We start from the raw sequence: 22,781 nt of genomic DNA on the forward strand, positions 1-22,781 counted from the left end.
ACGTGCGTCCGCTGTCAGGAAATGCCGAACTTCTTGCTGATGATGTCGAACATCTCGTCGTCGGTTGCCGCGCTCAGGTCCTCGGCGGAATCCGTTCCCGGCTCGGTGTCCCCGGCGTCCCGCCATTGCGAGACGAGCGTCTGCATACGCATCAGGATCCTGGTGCGTACGGCGCTGTCCCGGTCCATGCCGTCGAGGACCGCCTCGAGCCGTTCGAAGTCGTCGAGGGCCGAGGCGGACGACGGCTGCTCGCCGGTGTCCGGGTCCATCTCCACGACGAGTTCCCCGGTCAGGTAGTCGGCGACGGCCACGGGGTTCGGGTAGTCGAAGACCAGCCCGGCAGGCAGGCGGAGACCGGTGAGGACGCCGAGCCGGTTGCGCAGTTCGACCGCGGTGACCGAGTCGAGTCCGAGTTCCCGGAACGCCCGGTCGCCCCGGATGGCGTCCTGCGAGGCGTATCCGAGGACGTTCGCCGCCTGGGCGCGGACCGCGTCCACGAGCAGGGCGCGCCGTCCGGCGGCCGGGGTGGCGGCCAGCTTGCGTACCAGTTCAGGCCGTTCCTCCCGGGTGCCCGCACCGGTGCCGGTGCCGGCTTCGGTGAGCCGCGCGACGTCGGGGAGGCCGGCGATGAACGGGTTCGGCCGGGTCGCGGTCAGGGCGACGGAGAACCGTTCCCAGGCGATGTCCGCGATCATGACGCAGGTCTCGTCGTGGTCCAGGGCGCGTTGCAGCGCCGCCGTGGCCGACTCGGGGTCCATGGACGACAGCCCGTGCCGGTCCAGCTTCTCCCCGAACGATCCTTCGGCCATGCCGTCGCCGTCCCAGGCGCCCCAGGCCACCGAGGTGGCGGGGAGTCCCGCCTCCCGGCGGTGCCGGGCCAGCGCGTCCAGGTAGGCGTTGCCCGGCGCGTAGTTCCCCTGCCCGGAGGCGCCGATCGTGCCGGCCACCGAGGAGAAGAGGACGAACGCGGACAGCTCCTTGTCCCGGGTGAGTTCGTGCAGGTGGGCGGCGGCGCGGGCCTTGGCGGCCAGGGCCCGGTCGAGCTGTGCGGGTGTGAGCGTGCCGATCATGCCGTCGTCGAGGGCCGCGGCGGTGTGCATCACCGCGGTGAGCGGGAATTCCTCCGGCACCGACGCCAGGAGCCGTTCCAGCGCGTCCCGGTCGGTGACATCGCAGCCGGCCACGGTGACGCGGGCGCCGGTCGCCGCGAGTTCCGCCTCCAGCTCCGCCGCGCCGGGTGCCCCGGGTCCGCGTCGGCTGACCAGCAGGAGGTGCTCCGCGCCGTTGCGGGCCAGCCAGCGGGCGGTGTGCGCGCCCAGGGCGCCGGTGCCGCCGGTGATCAGCACCGTGCCCGACGGCGTCCAGGCGCGTGCCGCGGTGGCGGCGCCCAGCGGTGCGTTCTCCAGCCGTCGTGCGAGGACCCCGGACGGGCGGACGGCGAGCTGGTCCTCGGCACCGATGCCGGACAGCACGCCGCGCAGCCGGGACCGGCCCCGGGCGTCGAGTGAGCCGGGCAGGTCGACGAGGCCGCCCCACTGCTGCGGGTACTCCAGGGCGGCGACCCGGCCGAATCCCCAGATCAGAGCCTGGGCGGGCCGGACCGCGGAGTCCGGCGCACCGGCTCCGACGGCGCCACGGGTCGCGCACCACAGCGGTGCCCGGATGCCCGCGTCGTCCAGGGCCTGGACGAGTGTGACGGAGAGCGCGAAGCCGACCGGGGTGGCCGGGTGCTTCTCGACCGGTTCCTCGGCGAGCGCGAGCAGGGAGAGCACGCCCCGGAAGGAAGCGGACGGACCGTCGGCCGCATCCGTGCCGTTCTCCGCTCCGGCCAGGCCGGTCAGCCGGCCGGTGAGGCCGGTCCGGTCGAGGTCGGCCTCGGTGAGCTCGGCCCGGACCACCCGCAGACCGTGTTCGGTGAGTGCCTGCACGGCCGCGGTGACCAGCTCGTCGTCGTGGTGCCCGGGCGGGGTCACCACCAGCCAGGTGCCCGTCAGGGCACCGGCCGGGGCGTCGCCGAGCTGCTGCCACGTCTCGCGGTACCGCCAGGCGTCCGCGGCCGCCTGGCCCCGGTGGCGGCGCCGCCAGGAGGAGAGGGCCTGCACCAGCGGGCTGAGCGTGGCCTGTGCGCCGTCGTCGATCGCCAGGGTGCCGGCGAGTTCGGCCACGTCCTCCCGCTCCACCGCCTCCCAGAAGCGGCTCTCCGCGGCGTCCTGGCCGCGGCCGGCCGTCGGTTCGGCGCCGACGGGAACGGAGGCGTCGAGCCAGTACCGCTCCCGCTGGAAGGGGTAGGTGGGCAGGTCGACCCGGCGCACGGCCGCGCCCCCGAACAGGGGCTGCCAGTCGACGGTGATGCCGTGGACGTGGGCCTCGGCCAGGGCGGTGAGGATGCGCTGCGGGGCGTCGGAGCCGTCGTCGAGGGTGCCGATGACGGTCACCGCCCGGTCCTCGGCGAGGGCGGCCCGGCGCAGTTCCTCCAGGAGGACCGGATGGGTGCTGACCTCGATGAACGCGGCGAAGCCGGCGTCCAGCAGGGACGTGGTGACACCGGCGAGGTCCGCCGTCTCGTGCATGCTCCGGTACCAGTGGCCGGCGTCCCGTTCCTCGCCGTCGATCCGGCCACCGGTCAGTGCCGAGTACAACGGCACCTGTGCCGTGCCCGGTCGGACGAGGGTCGGCGCCTCCTCGCTCTGCGCGGCCTGTGCCGTCGGGTCCGTCCGCTCGGCCGTCCCGTTCCGCAGGCGGCTGCCCAGGGCGATCATGCGTGCGCCGTCGTCCAGGCTCAGCGCGCCCGCCACACACGCGGCGGCGATCTCGCCCTGGGCCTGCCCGACCACCGCGGCGGGCTCCGCACCGTGCGAGCGCCACACCTCCGCGAGGGAGACCGTGACCGCCCACAGCAGCGGCTGGGCCACATCCGCCCGGTCCGGCGACGGGCTGCCGTCGGCACCGCGCACCACATCGGTCAACGACCAGTCCGTCAGCGGGTCCAGCGCCGCGGCACACTGCGCCAGACGCTCCCGGAACACAGGGGACGACTCCCACAGGTCCCGTGCCACGCCGGCGCACTGCGGCCCCTGGCCCGGGAACACCCACACCGCACCACCGGTGGTGTGCGCTTCGGCCCGGACGACGCCGGGCGCGTCATGACCGTCGGCGGTCGCGGTGAGTGCGTCGAGGACGGAGTCCCTGTCATCGGCGAACACGACGGCGCGGTGCCGGAACAGCGCGCGTGTGGTGGCGAGCGCCCGGCCGACGGCTGCGAGGTCGCAGTCGGGCCGCGACGCGAGGAACGACGCCAGCTGTCGGGCCTGGGCGGACAGCGCGGCAGGGGTACGTGCCGACAGGACCCACGGGACCGGGGAGAACAGCGCGTCCGGGAGGTCTTCCGACTGCCCGGTGTCCGTGGGTCGGTCGGTGACCGGGGCCCCTTCGAGGATGACGTGGGCGTTGGTGCCGCTCACTCCGAAGGACGAGACGCCCGCTCGGCGCGGCTGCCCGGTGTCCGGCCAGTCCATCGGCCGGGTCAGCAGCTCCACCGCGCCGGCCGACCAGTCCACATGGGGGGTCGGTGCGTCGACGTGCAGGGTCTGCGGCAGGATCCCGTGGCGCATCGCCATGACCATCTTGATGACCCCGGCGACTCCTGCGGCCGCCTGTGTGTGTCCCAGGTTCGACTTCACCGAGCCGAGGCGCAGCGGTCGTTCGACGGGCCGTGCCTGCCCGTAGGTGGCCAGCAGGGCCTGGGCCTCGATCGGGTCGCCCAGCGTCGTCCCCGTGCCGTGCGCCTCGACGGCGTCCACCTGCTCGGCGGACAGCCGCGCGTTGGCAAGCGCCTGCCGAATGACGCGCTGCTGGGAGGGGCCGTTCGGGGCCGTCAGGCCGTTGGACGCACCGTCCTGGTTCACCGCCGAACCGCGCACCACCGCCAGGACCGGGTGGCCGTTCCGACGGGCATCGGACAGCCGCTCCACCAGCAGCATGCCCACACCCTCGGCCCAGCCCGTGCCGTCCGCGGCACCGGCGAACGCCTTGCAGCGGCCGTCCGCGGCCAGACCCCGCTGACGGCTGAACTCCACGAAGACATCGGGAGTGGCGAGCACCGTGGCACCGCCCACCAGCGCCATCGAGCACTCGCCCTGCCGCAGCGACTGCGCCGCCAGGTGCAGGGCCACCAGCGACGAGGAGCACGCGGTGTCGACGGTGACCGCCGGTCCCTCCAGGCCCAGCGTGTACGCGATCCGGCCGGTGGCGACACTGCCCGCGCTGCCGTTGCCGACGTACCCTTCGACGCCCTCCGGCACGCTGTGCAGCCGTGCCCCGTAGTCGTGGTACATCAGGCCGGCGAAGACACCGGTCCGGCTGCCGCGCACCGAGTGCGGATCGATGCCCGCCCGCTCCAGCGCCTCCCACGAGGTCTCCAGCAGCAGCCGCTGCTGCGGGTCCATCGCCAGCGCCTCACGCGGGGAAATGCCGAAGAACTCCGCGTCGAACTCGGCGGCGTCGTAGAGGAAGCCGCCCTCGAACGTGGTGGAGGTTCCACGGTTCTCGGGATCGGGGTCGTAGAGGCCGTCGAGGACCCAGCCGCGGTCGGTCGGGAACGCGGAGACGGCATCGCTCCCCTCCGCGACGAGCTGCCACAGCTCCTCGGGGGAGGTGACTCCCCCGGGGAACCGGCAGCTCATCCCGACGATCGCGATGAGGTCGTCGTCGGTGGCCGGGACAGGCGCCGACGCCGCCACGGGTGCCGCGGGTGCGGATTCCAGCAGGGTGTCCTTGAGGAACGCGGCCAGCGTCTCGGGGTTCGGGTGATCGAACACCAGGGTCGCGGGGAGCGACAGACCGGTGGCCGTGCTCAGCCGGTTCCGCAGCTCGACGGCGGTCAGCGAGTCGACCCCGAACTCCCGGAAGGCGCGGTCCGGTTCAATGCTCGCGGCGGACGCGTGCCCCAGGACCGCCGCCGCATGCGTACGGACCAGGTCGAGCAGGAGGCGATCCGACTCGGCCGCGGACACAGCCGTGAGGCGAGCCTGCAGTGACGTACCGGTTTCCGTGACGGACCGGGCCTTCCGTCGGGCGGGAGTCCGCACCAGGCCGCGCAGCAGCGCGGGAGCCGCGGACGCTCCCACCTGGGCGCGCAAGGCGCCGGTGTTGAGCATGACGGGCGCCACGAGGGCTTCGTCCAGGGCACAGGCGCCGTCGAACAGCTCGAGTCCCTGCTCGGTGGAGAGCGGAGCCAGCCCCATGCGCGTCAGCCGCCGCAGGGCGTCCTCATCGAGATGACCGGTCATGCCGCTGCTCCGGCTCACACCGCTGTCCTGGGCCCACAGGCCCCAGGCGAGGGACTGACCGGGCAGGCCCTGGGCTTTCCGATGCCGGGCCAGACCGTCCACGAAGGCGTTGGCGGCGGCGTAGTTGCCCTGCCCGGCCGCACCCAGCAGACCGGCCGCCGAGGAGAACAACACGAACGCGGACAAGTCCATGTCCCGCGTCAGGTCATGAAGGTTCAGCGCCGCGTCCACCTTCGGACGCAGGACGCTGTCCAGCCGCTCCGGCGTCAAGGACGCAACGACACCGTCGTCCAGGACCCCCGCTGTGTGCACCACGCCCGTGAGGGGAGCCTCGGCCGGAATATCCGCCAGGACAGCGGCCAGGGCCGTGCGGTCCGCGGCATCGCACGCGGCGATGCGCACCTGTGCACCGAGATCAGTGAGCTCCTGCTGAAGCTCCCCAGCACCCGGCGCATCCGCCCCACGACGGCTGGTCAACACCAGGTGCCGGATACCGTGCTCCACCACCAGATGACGGGCCACCAACGAACCCAACGCACCCGTACCACCGGTCACCAGCACCGTACCCGCAGCGTCCCAGGCCGCGGAATCCTCGGCCGGCGACGCAGCCTCCGCCCGCACCAGCCTCGGCACTCGCACGGCACCCGCGCGCACCGCGGCCTGCGGCTCACCCGACACCACCACCCCAGCCAGGGCTGCACCCATGTCCGCCCCGGAGTCGGTGTCGAGACCGGTGTCGAGGTCGACCAGTACGAACCGGTCGGGGTTCTCCGACTGCGCCGAACGCACCAGACCCCACACCGCCGCATGCGTCAGATCCGCAACACCCTCCACCGGATCAACCGCCACCGCACCCCGCGTCACCACCACCAGACGCGACGACGCAAACCGCTCATCCGCCAACCACGACTGCACCAACGCCAGCACGCGACGCGTCGCGGCCCGCACGTCGGACGCCGTACCGACACCGGAAGGGGTATCGACGCAGGGCACGATGACGACATCGGGCACCGGGCCAGAAGCAAATCCCTCCAGGTCGTCCACCAGTTGGGGCGAACCGCCGTGTGCCCTCAGGGCCGCGCTCAGCTCGGAGTCGTCAGCGCCCATCACCGCCCAACGATGCGCCGAGGCATCGACCTCGGTCGTGGTCAGTGGCTGCCAGTCGACGCGGAACAGTGCGTCCTGCGACCCGCGCCGCGCCGCCTGGATCTGCTCGTTGGAGACCGGACGCAAGGAGAGTGCGTCGACCGAGGCCACCGGGTCACCGGCAGCGTCCGCAACCGTCAGGGACAACGAACCCTGAGCGCCCGGTGAGAGCTGCACCCGCAGCGAGGACGCACCGGTGGCATGGAGCGACACACCCCGCCATTCGAACGGCAGGTGTGCCTCACCCTCATGTGCGAGCGCGAAGGCATGCAGAGCGGCGTCCAGCAGCGCCGGGTGCAGACCGAACCGGGCCGCCTCCCCCGCTGTTTCCTCGGGCAGCGCCAGTTCGGCGAAGAGGTCCTCGCCGCGCCGCCAGACCCGCTCCAGTCCCTGGAAGACGTCGCCGTAGACATAGCCGGCGTCGGCGAAACGCTCGTAGGCGCCCTCGACGGGCACCTCCTCGGCGTCGGCGGGGGGCCAGGTACGCAGGTCGAACGCAGCGGACCGGTCGTCTGCGGAGAGCACACCACTGGCATGCCGGGTCCACAGCTGCTCCTCACCGCTCTCGGCCGATGCTTCGGTGCAGGAGTGCACGGTCACCGTGCGGCGCCCTGTTTCGTCCGCGGCGCCGACCACCAACTGCAATCGGATCAAGCCCTGTTCCGGGATGGTGAGCGGGGCTTCGAGGGTGAGCTCCTCGATGCGGGCGCCACCGATCTCGTCCCCGGCCCGGGTAACCAACTCGACGAAGGCCGTGCCCGGCAGCAGTACGGTGCCCCACACCGCGTGGTCCGCAAGCCACGGGTGCGAGCGAAGCGACAGCCGACCGGTGAAGAGGTACGAATCGGCCTCCGCCACCTCGGTGGCCGCGCCCAGCAGAGGGTGGTCGGCCGGAACCATGCCGGCCGCACCCACGTCGGCCGCGCTCTGAACTGCGTCGAGCCAGTAGCGGCGGCGTTGGAAGGGGTAGGTGGGCAGGTCCACGCGGCGCGCGCCCGTGCCCTCGAACACCGTGCCCCAGTCGACGTCGATGCCGGCGCACCAGGCCTCCGCCAGGGAGGTCAGCAACCGCTCCGGGCCACCCTCACCACGCCGCAGGGTACCCACAGCGGTCACCTGACGGTCGACCGCGTCAGCGGTCTCCTGCACCCCCATCAACAGCACCGGATGCGCACTGACCTCAATGAACGTGCGGTAACCCGCGTCGAGGACAGACCGGGTGGCCTGATCGAACCGCACCGTCTCACGCAGATTCCGGTACCAATAGCCGCCGTCCAGCTCCGCACCATCGACCAGACCACCGGTCAGCGCCGAATAGAACGGCACCTGCCCCGACACCGGACGGATGGACGCGAGCACTTCACGCAGCCGGTCCTCGATCTGCTCCACCTGCACCGAGTGCGAGGCGTAATCAACCGGGACCATCCGCGCCCGGACACCCTCGGCCTCCCACCGCGCCTGGAGCTCCAACAGGGCCTCACGCTCGCCCGACAGCACCACCGACGACGGACCATTCACCGCCGCAACCGACACCGCCGAACCCGAACCCGAATCCGCCAGCGCCTTGGTGACCTCATCGACCGGGAGCGCGACGGACAACATCCCGCCATCCCCCGCCATCTCCGCGATCAGGCGGCTGCGCAACGCCACCACACGGGCGCCGTCCTCCAGACTCAACGCCCCAGCGACGCAGGCAGCGGCGATCTCACCCTGGGAATGCCCCACCACAGCGGCAGGCTCGACTCCGTGCGAGCGCCACACCTCCGCAAGGGAGACCATCACCGCCCACAACACCGGCTGGACCACATCCACCCGATCCAACTGCGGGCTGCCGTCGACACCCCGCACCACATCCGTCAACGACCAACCCGTCAACGGATCCAACGCAGCACCACACTCCTCCAACCGCCCCCGGAAGACGGATGAAGAGCCCCACAACTGCTCGGCCATCCCGATCCACTGCGAACCTTGACCAGGGAAAACCCACACCACACCAGCACCGGCACCAGAACCGGCCACACCCCGCACCACACCGGCACCGGCATCACCACCGGCCAACACCGACAGACCCGAAACCAGCCCCTCACGACCGGCCCCCAACACCACCGCACGATGCTCCAGCCCCGCACGACCACACACCAGCGAATACCCCACATCCACCGGCGACATGGCGGTCCCGGCCTCCAGCAACGGGGCCAACTGCCGCGCCTGTGCCTCCAGAGCCTCCGCCCCCCGCGCCGAGAACACCAGCGGAAGGACGGAGCCCCCGTCGGTGCGGTCGTCCGCCGTCTCCAGGTGTTCCGGTTGGTCCGGCGTGGGGGCAGCTTTCCCGGGAACGGCTTCCGCAGGGACGGCGGCTGCGGGAACGGCCTCGAGGATGACGTGCGCGTTGGTGCCGCTCACGCCGAACGAGGACACCCCCGCCCGTCGGGCCTCGCCGCTCTCCGGCCACGCCACCGACTCGGTCAGCAACCGCACCGCGCCGGCCGACCAGTCGACCTTCGACGACGGCTGGTCGACATGAAGCGTCTGCGGGAGCACCCCGTGCCGCATGGCCTGCACCATCTTGATGACACCCGCAACGCCCGCAGCTGCCTGGGTGTGTCCCAGGTTCGACTTCACCGAACCCAGCCACAAAGGCCGCTCCGCCACACGCCCCTGACCATAGGTCGCAAGCAACGCCTGCGCCTCGATCGGATCACCCAGCGTCGTGCCGGTACCGTGCGCCTCCACCGCATCCACCTGCTCGGCGGACAGCCCGGCGTTCCCCAGCGCCTGCCGGATGACGCGCTGCTGCGACGGACCGTTCGGCGCCGTCAACCCACTGGACGCACCGTCCTGATTGACCGCGGAACCCCGCACCACCGCCAGCACCGGATGACCGTTCCGACGGGCGTCCGACAGCCGCTCCAGAAGCAGAACGCCGGCTCCTTCGGCCCAGCCCGTACCGTCCGCCGCGTCCGCGAAGGACTTGCACCGGCCGTCCGCCGCCAGACCCCGCTGACGGCTGAACTCCACGAAGACTCCTGGCGTCGACATCACCGTCACGCCACCGGCCAGAGCCAGGGAGCACTCCCCCTGTCGCAGCGACTGCGCCGCGAGGTGCAGGGTGACCAGCGACGACGAGCACGCGGTGTCCACGGTGAGCGCCGGGCCCTCCAGACCCAGCGTGTAGGCGACCCGCCCCGACACCACGCTGCTGGCACTGCCGTTGCCGAGCAGTCCTTCGAGCCCCTCGGGGATGGTGTGGAGCCGTGCGCCGTAGTCGTGGTACATCACGCCGGCGAAGACGCCGGTGCGGCTGCCGCGCACGGACTGCGGGTCGATGCCGGCCCGTTCGAAGGCCTCCCAGGAGGTTTCCAGCAGCAGTCGCTGCTGCGGGTCCATCGCCAGTGCCTCACGCGGCGAGATGCCGAAGAACCCGGCGTCGAACTCGGTCGCGTCGTGCAGGAAGCCGCCTTCCCGCACATAGCTGGTCCCGGCGGCGTTCGGATCCGTGTCGAAGAGCCGGTCGATCGGCCAGCCGCGGTCGGTGGGGAACTCCGAGACCCCGTCACCGCCCGCCGCCAGCAGTTCCCACAGCTCGTCCGGCGTGGTGACGCCGCCCGGGTAGCGGCAGCTCATGCCGACGATGGCGATCAGGTCGTCGTCGGTGGCAGGTGTCGCCGGCAGGGACGGGCGCAGCGGCTCCGGCGCCTCGCCGACGAGTGCGTCACGGAGGTGCTGGGCGAGGGCGAGCGGGGTCGGGTAGTCGAACAGCAGCGTCGGGTCGAGCCGCAGCCCGGTGGCGGCGTGCAGGGCGTTGCGCATCTCGACGGCGGTGAGCGAGTCGAATCCCGCGTCGAGGAAGCCGGTCTCGGCGGGCACCGCGTCGGGGCCGTCGTGTCCGAGCACGGCCGCCGCGCGGGTGCGCACCAGGTCGAGCAGGATCCGGTCACGTTCCGCCGCGGAGGACCGCGTGAGGCGGTCCGTCAAGCGCTCGGCGTCGGTGCTGTCGCCCCTCGAAGCCGGTCCCGTGCGGGCCGCGGCCCGGCGGGCCGGGGTGCGGACGAGGGAGCGCAGGACAGCGGGCAGTCCGGGGCCGTGGGAGAAGGACGCGGGGTCCAGGTGGACGGGGGCGAGGACGGCGTGGCCGGCCGCTCGGGCCGCGTCGAGCAACGCCAGCCCCTCCGCCTCGGACAGCGGGCGCAGCCCGGCGCGCGCCATCCGCGACACATCGGCCTCGGACAACCCGCCCGTCATCCCGCCACTCTGGCCCCACAGGCCCCAGGCGAGGGACTGGCCCGGCAGGCCGTTGGCCGTCCGGTACGAGGCCAGGCCGTCCAGGAAGGCGTTGGCGGCGGCGTAGTTGCCCTGCCCGGCCGCACCCAGCAGTCCGGCCGCCGAGGAGAACAGCACGAAAGCCGACAGGTCCCTGTCCTGGGTCAGCTCGTGCAGGTACAGCGCGGCGTCGGCCTTCGCCCGCAGCACGGTGTCCAGCCGCTCCGGCGTCAGAGCGGACACCACACCGTCGTCCAGCACACCGGCCGTGTGCACCACACCGGTGAGGGGTGCCTCGGCCGGGATGTCCGCCAGGACAGCGGCCAGGGCCGTGCGGTCCGCCGCATCACAGGCCGCGATCGTCACCTGCGCGCCGAGACCGGCCAGCTCTTCCCGCAGCTCCGCCGCGCCCGGCGCCTCGAAGCCACGACGGCTGGTCAGCACCAGGTGCCGCACCCCGTGCTCGGCCACCAGGTGCCGGGCCACGGCCGAACCCAACGCGCCCGTACCGCCCGTGACCAGCACGGTACCCGCGGCATCCCACGCGGTGGCGGGCCCGGAATCCGACGGCACCGGCGCCGCACGCAGCAGACGCGGAACATGCACCGCACCCGTGCGAAGGGCAACCTGCGGCTCGCCCGAAGCCACCACCGACGCCAACACACCGGTCAGGCCCACACCGTCGTGCGCCAGTGAGCCGGCATCCAGGTCGGCCAGCACCAGGCGGTCCGGGTGCTCCGACTGCGCCGAGCGCACCAGCCCCCACACCGCGGCCTGCGCCAGATCCACGACACCCTCGCCCGGTTCGACCGCCACCGCACCCCGCGTCATCACCACCAGACGCGACGACGCAAACCGCTCGTCCGCCAGCCACGACTGCACCACCGCGAGTACGCGATGCGTCGCAGCCCGAACACCGGCAGCAGCAACGGCGGAGTCGGCGGTGCCTGCACCGGCACCCGTGCCGACACCGGCGCCCATTCCCGCACCGGCACCCGTGCCCGCACCGGCTCCCCTGCCCGCACCGGCTCCCTTGCCCGCACCGAACGTGGCAGCGTCGCAAGCGAAGAACACCACATCCGGCGCCGTACCGTCCGCGCAGAGTGCGTCCAGGTCCGGGCACACCGCGGGAAGCCCCAGAGCCTCCAGCAGAGCGGTGCTCTCCGCGCCCTCGCCGAGCACGGCCCGGGAGCCCGCGGCCGGGTCCGGGTTCGAGTCAGAGTCCGAGTGCGGGTTCGGGTTCGAGTGCGGGTTCGCCGCCTGCGTCGTCCCGTCCCATGCCGGCCACGCCAAGCGGTACAGCGAGTCGCCGTGCCCGCCCGCCGTGAGCGGCTCCCCCGTCAGCTGCTCGGCCGGGACCGGGCGCAGCGCCAGGGCGTCGACCGAGGCGACGGGGGTTCCGGTGCCGTCGGCCGCTTCGAGGGCGATGCTGTCGGCGCCGACGGGCCGCAGATGGACGCGGAGCGAGGTGGCCCCGGCGGCGTACAGGGACACGCCGCTCCAGGCGAAGGGCATGCGGGCCTGGCCGGTGTCCCGGACGAGGAGTCCGCCGCCGATGCCGACGGGGTGGAGGGCCGCGTCGAGGAGGGCCGGGTGCAGGCCGAAGTGGCCGGCGTCGGCCTCGGCGTCCGCCGGGAGGGCGACCTCGGCGAAGACCTCGTCGCCACGTCGCCATACGCCGCGCAGGCCGCGGAAGGCCGGGCCGTACGCGGTGCCGCTCGCGGCGAGCCGGTCGTACACGGCCTGGATGTCGCCCACTTCGACGGCGTCGGCCGGGGGCCAGGTGCCGAGGTCCTGCGACGGGGTGCCGGTGCGGTGGCCGAGGGCTCCGGCGGCGTTCCGGGTCCAGGGCCGGTCGGCCGCGCCCGTGGCGGGCCGGGAGTACAGGTGGAACGGGTGCCGCCCGGTGCCGTCGGGCGCGCCGACCGAGATCTGGAGTTGCACCGCTGCGTGTGCGGGCAGCACCAGGGGGGCTTCGAGGGTCAGTTCGTCGACGCGGTTGCAGCCGGCCTGGTCCCCGGCGCGTACGGCGAGTTCCAGGATCGCTGTGCCGGGGACCACCACGGTTCCGGCGATCGTGTGGTCGGCGAGCCACGGGTGGGTGTCGAGGCCGAGCCGTCCGGTGAAGAGGTGCCCGTCACCGTCGGCCAGGCCGATGGCCGCGCCCAGGAGGGGGTGTTCGGCCCGGGTCAGGCCGGCCGCGGCGACGTCACCGGTGCGGTCGGGGGACGGCGTCGGCCAGTAGTGGCGGTGCTGGAAGGCGTAGGTGGGCAGCTCGACGGGGTGCGCCCCGGCGCCGGGGAGGACCGTGTCCCAGTCGGGCGTGACGCCGTGGACGTGGAGCGTGCAGACCGCGCCGAGGAGGGACTGCTCCTCGGGCCGGTCGCGGCGGAGGGCGGGCACCAGCACGGCCGGGCCGTCCTCGGGGAGGCAGTCGCGGGCCATGGCGGCGAGGGTTCCGTCGGGGCCCAGTTCGAGGTACCGGGTCACGCCGAGGCCGTCGAGGGCGCGGATGCCGTCGGCGAACCGCACCGCTTCGCGGACGTGCCGCACCCAGTACTCCGGGGAGCACAGTTCGTCGGCGGTGGCGACGTCCCCGGTGAGGTGCGAGATCACCGGGATGCGCGGGGCGTGGTAGGTGAGGATCCCGGCGAACCGCCGGAAGTCGGCGAGCATCGCGTCCATGTGCGGCGAGTGGAAGGCGTGGCTGACGCGCAGTTGCTTCGTCTTCACACCGGTCGCGGCGAGGGTCTCCGCGACGCGGTGCACCTGGTCGGGGTCGCCGGAGACCACGACCGAGGCGGGTCCGTTGACGGCGGCGACCGCCATCCGGGCGGGTCCGTCGCCGGTGAGTTCGTCGATGGCGGCCCGTACCCGGTCCTCGGGGGCCGCGACGGACACCATCGCGCCGCCGGGCGGCAGGCCCTGCATGAGGCGGGCGCGCGCGGTGACGAGGGTGGCGGCGTCGGCGAGGGAGAGCACGCCCGCGACGTGGGCCGCGGTCAGTTCGCCGATCGAGTGGCCGGCGACGTAGTCGGGGGTGATGCCCCAGGACTCGGTCAGCCGGTACAGCGCGACCTCGACGGCGAAGAGCGCGGGCTGGGTGAAGCCGGTGCGGTCCAGCAGCTCCGCGTCCGCACCGAACACCACCTCGCGCAGCGGGCGTTCGGCGTACCGGTCCAGCTCGGCGCAGACCGCGTCGAACGCCGCGGCGAAGACGGGGTACCGCGCGTACAGTTCGCGGCCCATGCCGAGCCGCTGGGACCCCTGACCGGTGAAGAGCACCGCGAGCTTCCCGGTGCCGGCCGTGCCGCGGATCATGCCGGGGGCGGCGTCCGCTCCGCCGGCGAGGGCGGTGAGGGCGGCGGAGTACTGGTCGCGATCGGCGGCCACGATCGCGGCGCGGTGGCCGAAGCGGGTCCGGGTGGTCGCGAGGGCGTGGCCGACGGCCGCCGGGGACAGGTCCGGGGTGCGGGCGAGGTGGTCGGCGAGGCGCCGGGCCTGGGCGCGCAGGGCTTCCTCGGTGCGTGCGGACAGGGTCCAGGGCACCAGTGGGGCGCGGTCCGGGGTGGTGTCGTGGTCCGCGGGTGTCCCGGTGCTCTCCGCCGCGGCGGCGCCGGCGGCGGCGTGTTCGGCCGGGTCGGGGAGAGTGGGCTGCCCGGAGCGGGAGGACGGGGCCGCGCCCGGGGTGCCGTCGGACGCGGCGTGGGGTGCCTGGTGGGGGGCCTGTTCGAGGATGACGTGGGCGTTGGTGCCGCTGACGCCGAAGGAGGAGACGCCGGAGCGCCGCGGCTGGCCGGTCTCCGGCCAGGTGACCGGCTCGGTGAGCAGTTCGACGGCGCCGTCGGTCCAGTCCACGTGCGGTGTGGGGGCGTCGACGTGCAGGGTGCGGGGCAGGACGCCGTGCCGCATCGCCATGACCATCTTGATGACGCCCGCGACACCCGCGGCGGCCTGGGCGTGCCCGAAGTTGGACTTCACCGAGCCGAGCCACAGCGGGCGACCGGCCGGCCGCTGCTGCCCGTAGGTCTCCAGGAGGGCCTGGGCTTCGATGGGGTCGCCCAGGGTGGTGCCGGTGCCGTGCGCCTCGACGGCGTCGACCTGCTGCGGGGTGAGGCGGGCGTTGGCCAGCGCCTGGCGGATGACGCGCTGCTGCGCGGGCCCGTTGGGCGCGGTCAGGCCGTTGGAGGCGCCGTCCTGGTTCACCGCGGAGCCCCGGACGACCGCGAGCACCCGGTGCCCGTTGCGTTCGGCGTCGGCGAGCCGTTCGAGGGCCAGCATGCCGACGCCTTCGGCCCAGCCGGTGCCGTCCGCCGCAGCGGCGAAGGACTTGCAGCGGCCGTCGGCAGCGAGGCCGCGCTGGCGGCTGAACTCGACGAACAGACTGGGGACGGCCATGACGGACACGCCGCCGGCCAGGGCCAGGGTGCACTCGCCCTGGCGCAGCGCGTGGCAGGCCAGGTGGAGGGCGACCAGCGACGACGAGCAGGCGGTGTCGACGGTGACCGCGGGGCCTTCCAGGCCGAGGGTGTACGACGTGCGGCCGGACACCACGCTCGGCGTGTTGCCCGTCATCACATAGCCCTCGACGTCGTCCGCGGACTGCCGCAGGAGGTTCGCGTAGTCCTGGCCGCTGGATCCGACGAAGACGCCGGTCCGGCTGCCGCGCAGCGCATACGGGTCGATGCCCGCCCGTTCCAGCGCCTCCCAGGCCGTCTCCAGGGAAAGCCGCTGCTGCGGGTCCATGGCCAGGGCCTCGCGGGGGGAGATGCCGAAGAACCCGGCGTCGAAGCCGCCCGCGTCGTCGAGGAAGCCGCCCTCTCGGACGTAGCTGGTGCCCGGACGATCGGGGTCCGGGTCGAACAGCTCGTCCAGCTTCCAGCCGCGCCCGGACGGGAACGCGGACACCGCGTCCCGGTCCGAGGTGACCAGGTCCCACAGCTCGTCCGGGGAGGTGACACCGCCGGGGTAGCGGCATCCCATGCCCACGACGGCGATCGGCTCCTGGGCCGAGTCCTCGATCTCCCGCAGGCGGGCGTGCGCCTGGTCGAGGTCGGCCGTGACCCGCTGGAGGTACTGCAGGAGCTTCTCTTCGTTTTCCATGGGATGTGTCACCTGTGTGAGTGGTCGAGCGGGGCGGTGGGGCGGGACGGTCAGTGCTTGCCGTACTTCTGGTCGATGTAGGCGAACAGTGACTCCGCGGTGACCGACTTCCCGGGGGCGTCGTCGTCCGGGCCGGTGGCACCGGCCGGGGCGGGGTTCTCCATGAGCTTCGACAGCAGGGTCCGCAGGCGCTCGGCGACGCCGGTGCGGGTCGCCTCATCGGGCTCGGCGGTGGCGAACGCCGCCTCCAGCCGGTCCAGTTCCGCGAGGAGGGCGGTGCCGTCCGGGGCCTGCGCCGAGGGCCGGTCCGGGCCGCCGGGCGCGGACTCGGTGTCCCCGGTGGCACCCTCGGTGTCCCCGGTGACGCCACCGGGGAACAGCTTCGCCGCCAGGTGGCCGGCGAGGGCGGCGGGCGTCGGGTGGTCGAAGACCAGGGTCACCGGCCAGCGCCTGCCGGTGCTCGTCCCCAGCCGGTTGCGGAACTCGACCGCGGTGAGCGAGTCGAAGCCGAGGTCCCGGAACGCCCGTCCGGTGTCGATGAGTTCCGGGGAGGAGTGGCCGAGCACCCCGCCCGCCTGGGTGCGGATCAGGTCGAGGAGCGCCTCGTTGCGTTCCGCCGCCGGGAGAGCGGAGAGCCGCTCCACCAGGGTGGTTCCGTCGGTGGCCGCGGGCCCGGACGCGGCGCGGCGCGGGCGGCGGTGCCCGGCGGCGACCGCCCGGAAGAGGGCGGGCACGGCGCCGTCCTCCCGGCGCAGTGATCCGGTGTCGAGCGGTACGGGGACCAGCAGGGGCGTGTCGGCCGCGGTGGCCAGGTCGTAGAGCTCCAGGCCCTGTTCGGAGGTGAGGAGGGCGGCGCCCTGCCGTTTGATCCGGGTCAGGTCGGTGTCGGCGAGGTGGCCGGTCATGTCGCTGGCCTGCTCCCACAGCCCCCAGGCGAGGGAGGTGGCGGGCAGTCCCCGGGCGCGCCGGTGCTGTGCCAGGCCGTCGAGGAAGGCGTTGGCCGCGGCGTAGTTGCCCTGGCCGGCGCTGCCGAAGGTGGCTGCCGCGGAGGAGAAGAGGACGAAGAACGCCAGGTCCGCGTGCTGGGTCAGCTCGTGCAGGTGGACGGCGGCGTCGGCCTTGGGACGCAGGACGGTGTCGAGCCGGTCGGGGGTCAGGGCCTCCACGACCCCGTCGTCGAGGACGCCTGCGGCGTGCACGACTCCGGTCAGCGGGTGTTCGGCCGGCACGGAGGCGAGGACTTCGGCGAGCGCCGTCCGGTCGGCGGTGTCGCAGGCGACCAGCCGGACCCGGGCGCCGGCTGCGGTGAGCTCGGCCAGCAGCGCGTCGGCGCCGGGCGACGCGGGGCCGCGCCGGCTCGTCAGCAGCAGGTTCCGGACGCCGTGCCGGGTCACCAGGTGCCGGGCGAGGAGCGTGCCCAGGGTACCGGTGGCGCCGGTGAGGAGAACCGTTCCCTCGGGGTGCGGGGCGGACGGCAGGGTCAGCACGACCTTGCCGATGTGGCGGGCCTGGCCGAGGTGACGGAACGCCTCGGGGGCGCGCCGCACGTCCCAGGCGGTGACCCGCGGCGGGTGGAGCACACCGCGCTCGAACAGCTCCAGGATCTCGCCGAGCATCCGCCCGATCCGGTCCTGGCCCGCCTCGCCGAGGTCGAAGGCCCGGTAGCGGACGCCCGCGTGGCGGGCGGCGACCTCCTGGGGGTCGCGGATGTCGGTCTTGCCCATCTCCAGGAACCGTCCGCCGCGCGGCAGCAGGCGCAGCGAGGCGTCGACGAGCTCCCCGGACAGGGAGTCGAGGACGATGTCCATGCCCCTGCCGCCGGTGGCGGCCAGGAACCGCTGGTGGAAGGCATCGTCACGGGAGGAGGCGATGTGCGCGTCGTCGAGCCCGAGGTCGCGCAGGGCGGCCCACTTCCCGGGGCTCGCGGTGCCGAAGACCTCGGCACCGAGGTGGCGCGCGAGCTGGACGGCCGCCGTGCCGACGCCACCGGCGGCGGCGTGGACGAGGACGGCCTCACCCGGTCGTACGGCGGCGAGGTCGGTGAGGGCGTAGTAGGCGGTCAGGAAGGTCACCGGAATCGACGCCGCCTGTACGTACGACCAGCCGTCGGGGATGCGGGCGACGACCTTGCGGTCGGTGACCGCGACCGGTCCGAACCCGCCGACGAACAGGCCCATCACCCGGTCGCCGGGCGCCAGGTCGGTGACGCCGGGGCCCACGTCGAGGACCACACCGGCGCCCTCGCTGCCCATGGTCTCCTCGCGCGGCACGACGCCGAGGGCCAGGACGACGTCCCGGAAGTTGAGTCCGGCGGCGCGGACGGCGACCCGGATCTCTCCTTCCCCGAGCGGGGCGGTCGCCGCGGCGTGTTCGACCAGGGCGAGGCCGTCCAGGCTGCCCTTGACCGGGATGTCCAGCCGCCAGGCGGCGGCGCCGGCGGGCGGCGACAGCCGTGCCTCGGCACCCGCGGTGGCACGGGCCAGCCGGGGAGCCCGCAGCTCGCCCTGCCGGAGGGCGAGCTGCGGCTCGTCGGCGGCGAGCGCGAGGGCGGCCGGCAGCGCCTGGTAGGAGCTGTCGTGGTCGTCGAGGTCGAGGAGGACGAACCGGTCGGGGTGTTCGGACTGCGCCGACCGGATCAGGCCCCACGCGGGGGCGGTGACCAGATCGGTGAGGTGCTCGCCGCGTTCCGTGGCGACGGCGCCACGGGTGACGAAGACCAGCCGGGAGGCGGCGAACCGGTCGTCCGCCAGCCATGCCTGCACCAGCCCGAGGGTCCGGTGCGCGGACTGCCGGACGGCCTCGGCGAGGGCGCTGCCGCTCTCGCCCATGCCCCCGCCGGCACCCTCGGGAAGCGGAGCGGTGTCGGGGCGCGGAGCGAAGACGACCACGGTCTCCGGCATGCTCGCTCCGGCGTCGACAGCACGGCTCAGCGACGCGATGTCGTCGTGGACCGCGATGCCGGGGAGGGCCTTGGCGGCCATCGCCGCGAGCTCGCCCACGACGGCGTAGCGGCCGTCCCGGAGCGGGTCTTCAGAGCCGGTGCTGCCGAGGACCGTTCCGGTTTCGGGGGTGCGGGACGCCGTTCCGGCGGGGGTGTTCCCGAGGTTCGTGTCCCCCGCGCGGTTCGTGAGATCCGTGCCGGGCGTGCTGCTTGTGGGATCCGATGCCGTGCCGGAAGCCCGCAGAGTGGTCCAGTCCACGCGGAACAGGGCGTTCTGGTGGGCGTGTGCGGGAGTGAGCCGGTCAAGGGCGACGGGACGCAGGGTCAGCGCGCCGACGGCGGCCACCGGGCGGCCGCTGTCGTCGGAGACCGTCAGGGCGACCCCTTCGTCGCCGGCCGGTGCGAGGCGGACGCGCAGCGCCGAGGCGCCGGTGGCGAACAGGGAGACCCCGCTCCAGGAGAACGGCAGCCGGGCCCGGCCCTCACCGGTTCCGGTGCCGAGACCGGAGCTGAAGCCGATCGCGTGCAGGGCGGCGTCGAGGAGCGCGGGGTGGATGCCGTACCGGTCCGCCTCGCCGACCCCGTCGGGGAGTGCGACCTCGACGAAGACCTCGTCCCCGCGGCGCCAGGCCCGTCGCAGCCCCTGGAATGCGGGGCCGTAGCCGTAGCCCCGCTCGCGCAGGTCGTCGTAGCAGCCGTCGAGTTCGACCGGCTCCGCGCCGGCCGGCGGCCAGGCCCCGGTCGCCGCGGCGGCGACGGCCTGCTCGTCCTCGCCGCCGACGGTCAGCAGGCCGCTCGCGTGCCGGATCCACGGCTGATCGGCCGAGGCGTCGCCGGGCCGGGAGTAGAGGTGCAGCGCCCGCGATTCCTCGGCGGTGCCGGTGCGGGGGGTGCCGGGGGTGCCGGTGCCGTCCGTCTCGGGTCCGCCGACCACGACCTGGACCTCGACGGCGCCCTCGTGGGGCAGGACGAGGGGTGCCTCCAGGGTGAGTTCGTCCACGTGCGGGCAGCCGACCTGGTCACCGGCGTGGGCCGCCAGCTCCAGCAGCGCGGTGCCGGGGAGCAGTACGGCATCGGCCACGGCGTGGTCCGCGATCCACGGCTGGGTCCGGAGCGACAGCCTGCCGGTGAACACGTAGCCGCCCGTGTCGGCCAGCCGGACTCCCGCACCGAGCAGGGGGTGGTCCGCGGAGCGCATACCGATCGAACCGACATCGTGCAGCGAGGTGGTGGAGCGGCGGGGCCAGTAGCGGCGGCGTTGGAAGGGGTAGGTGGGCAGGTCCACGCGACGCGCCCCCGTGCCCTCGAACACCGTGCGCCAGTCGACGTCGATGCCGGCGCACCAGGCCTCGGCCAGAGAGGTCAGCAACCGCTCCGGGCCACCCTCACCCCGCCGCAGAGTGCCGACAGCGGTCACCTGACGGTCGACGGCGTCAGCAGTCTCCTGCACCCCCATCAACAGCACCGGATGTGCGCTGACCTCGATGAACGCATCAAAACCATCAGCCAGCAGACACTCCGTCGCCCCCGCGAAATTCACCGTCTCGCGCAGATTCCGGTACCAGTACCCACCATCCAGCTCCGCACCATCGACCACACCACCGGTCAACGCCGAATAGAACGGCACCTGCCCCGACACCGGACAGATGGACGCCAGTACTTCACGCAGACGGTCCTCGATCTGCTCGACCTGGACCGAATGCGAGGCGTAATCGACCGGGACCATCCGCGCCCGCGCGCCCTCGGCCTCCCACTGAGCCTGCAACGCCTCCAGCACCGCACGCTCACCGGAGACCACCACCGACGCCGGACCGTTCACCGCCGCAATCGAGACCGCCGGACCGGAGTCCGCCAGCGCCTTGGTGACCTCATCGACCGGGAGCGCGACGGACAGCATGCCGCCGTCCCCCGCCATCTCGGCGATCAGACGGCTGCGCAAGGCCACGATGCGAGCGCCGTCCTCCAGACTCAACGCCCCAGTCACACAGGCGGCAGCGATCTCACCCTGCGAATGACCCACCACAGCGGCAGGCTCCACACCATGCGAGCGCCACACCTCCGCCAGGGAGACCATCACCGCCCACAACACCGGCTGGACCACATCCACCCGATCCAACGACAGGCCACCGTCGACACCCCGCACCACATCCGCCAACGACCAACCCGTCAACGGATCCAGCGCAGCACCACACTCCTCCAACCGCCCCCGGAACACCGACGACGAGCCCCACAGCCCCTCGGCCATCCCCGCCCACTGCGAACCCTGACCCGGGAAAACCCACACCACACCAGCACCGGCACCAGAACCGGCCACACCCCGCACCACACCGGCACCAGCCACACCACCGGCCAACACCGCTGCCGCAGACAACGGTTCACCACCCGGAACCAGAGCAACCGCACGATGCTCCAACCCCGCACGACCACACACCAGCGAATAACCCACATCCACCGGCGACACAGCAGACCCCGACCCCAACAACGAAGCCAACAGCCCCGCCTGAGCCTCCGCAGCCTCCCCACCCCGCGCCGAGAACACCAACGGAACCACCGCAGGTGTAGCGGTGGCCTCTCGGGGCTCCTCGGTGACAGCAGACGTGGGAACGCCTTCAATGATGACGTGGGCGTTGGTGCCGCTCACGCCGAACGAGGACACGCCTGCCCGTCGGGGCTCACCGGTCTCCGGCCAGGTCACCGACTCGGTCAGCAGCTCGACCGCACCGGCCGACCAGTCGACCTTCGACGACGGCTGGTCGACATGGAGGGTCTGCGGGAGCACACCGTGCCGCATGGCCTGCACCATCTTGATGACACCCGCGACACCCGCGGCCGCCTGCGTGTGACCCAGATTCGACTTCACCGAGCCGAGACGCAACGGACGGTCCACCGGCCGCCCCTGACCATAGGTGGCCAGCAACGCCTGCGCCTCGATCGGGTCACCGAGTGCGGTCCCGGTGCCGTGCGCCTCAACCGCATCCACCTGCTCGGCGGACAGCCCCGCGCTCTCCAGCGCCTGCCGGATCACCCGCTGCTGCGACGGACCGTTCGGCGCCGTCAACCCACTGGACGCACCATCCTGATTGACCGCGGAACCCCGCACCACCGCCAACACCGGATGACCATTCCGCCGGGCATCCGACAACCGCTCCACCAGCAGCATCCCCACACCCTCGGCCCAACCCGTGCCATCCGCCGCATCCGCGAACGCCTTGCACCGACCGTCCGCCGCCAGACCCCGCTGGCGACTGAACTCCAGGAACGCACCCGGCGTCGACATCACCGTCACGCCACCCGCCAGGGCCAGGGAGCACTCCCCGAGCCGCAGGGCTTCGGCTGCCAGGTGCAGGGCCACGAGGGAGGAGGAACACGCGGTGTCCACCGTGACGGCCGGGCCCTCCAGGCCAAGGGTGTACGACACCCGGCCGGACAGCACGCTGGCGGCGTTCCCGGTACCCAGGTAGCCCGCCGTGTCGTCCTCCGCGTCGGCCAGGAGCTGCGGGTAGTCCTGGCCGTTGGTGCCCGCGAAGACACCGGTCCGGCTGCCGCGCAGCGCCAGCGGGTCGATCCCGGCCCGCTCCAGCGCCTCCCACGAGGTCTCCAGGAGCAGCCGCTGCTGCGGGTCCATGGCCGCGGCCTCGCGCGGGGATATCCCGAAGAAGTCGGCGTCGAACTGCGGGGCGTCGTGCAGGAAGCCGCCCTCACGCACATAGCTGGTACCGGGGTGGTCGGGGTCCGGGTCGAAGAGCTGATCGAGTGCCCAGCCACGGTCGGCCGGGAAAGCGGTCATGCCGTCCCGGCCGGCCGAGAGCAGGTCCCACAGCCCTTCCGGTGAGGTGACCCCGCCGGGAAAGCGGCAGCTCATTCCGACGATGGCGACCGGTTCATGGGTGCCGTCCTCCAGCTCCGCAAGACGGCGCCGGGTCCGGCGCAGGTCGGTCGTGACCCGCTTGAGGTATTCGCGGAGCTTCTCTTCGTTCGGTACCTCAGTGGACACAGCACATCACCCCAGCTGGAATTGCGAGACAGTCAACGTGATCGGATCG

The 22,781-nt window shown here is 73.1% G+C and carries 2 protein-coding genes; both read right to left on the bottom strand.

Features of this window, described 5'->3' with window-relative positions:
• Window positions 1-14 precede the first annotated feature (14 nt).
• A complete protein-coding gene (locus ABT112_RS01310) occupies window positions 15-15,797 on the bottom strand; it encodes an SDR family NAD(P)-dependent oxidoreductase (RefSeq protein WP_351504230.1) in 15,783 nt (5,260 codons plus the stop codon).
• Between the two features lie 50 nt (window positions 15,798-15,847).
• Window positions 15,848-22,732, bottom strand: a complete 6,885-nt coding sequence (locus ABT112_RS01315) for an SDR family NAD(P)-dependent oxidoreductase (RefSeq protein ID WP_351504232.1) — start codon at window positions 22,730-22,732, stop codon at window positions 15,848-15,850.
• Between the last annotated feature and the right edge of the window lie 49 nt (window positions 22,733-22,781).

Origin of the sequence: Streptomyces sp. NPDC002055 (genome assembly GCF_040296705.1) — a bacterium.
Taxonomy (GTDB): Bacteria; Actinomycetota; Actinomycetes; order Streptomycetales; family Streptomycetaceae; genus Streptomyces.

Excerpts from the sequence above, each read along its gene's own strand:
- ABT112_RS01310 (WP_351504230.1), bottom strand. The coding sequence starts at position 15,797 with ATGGAAAACGAAGAGAAGCTCCTGCAGTACCTCCAGCGGGTCACGGCC.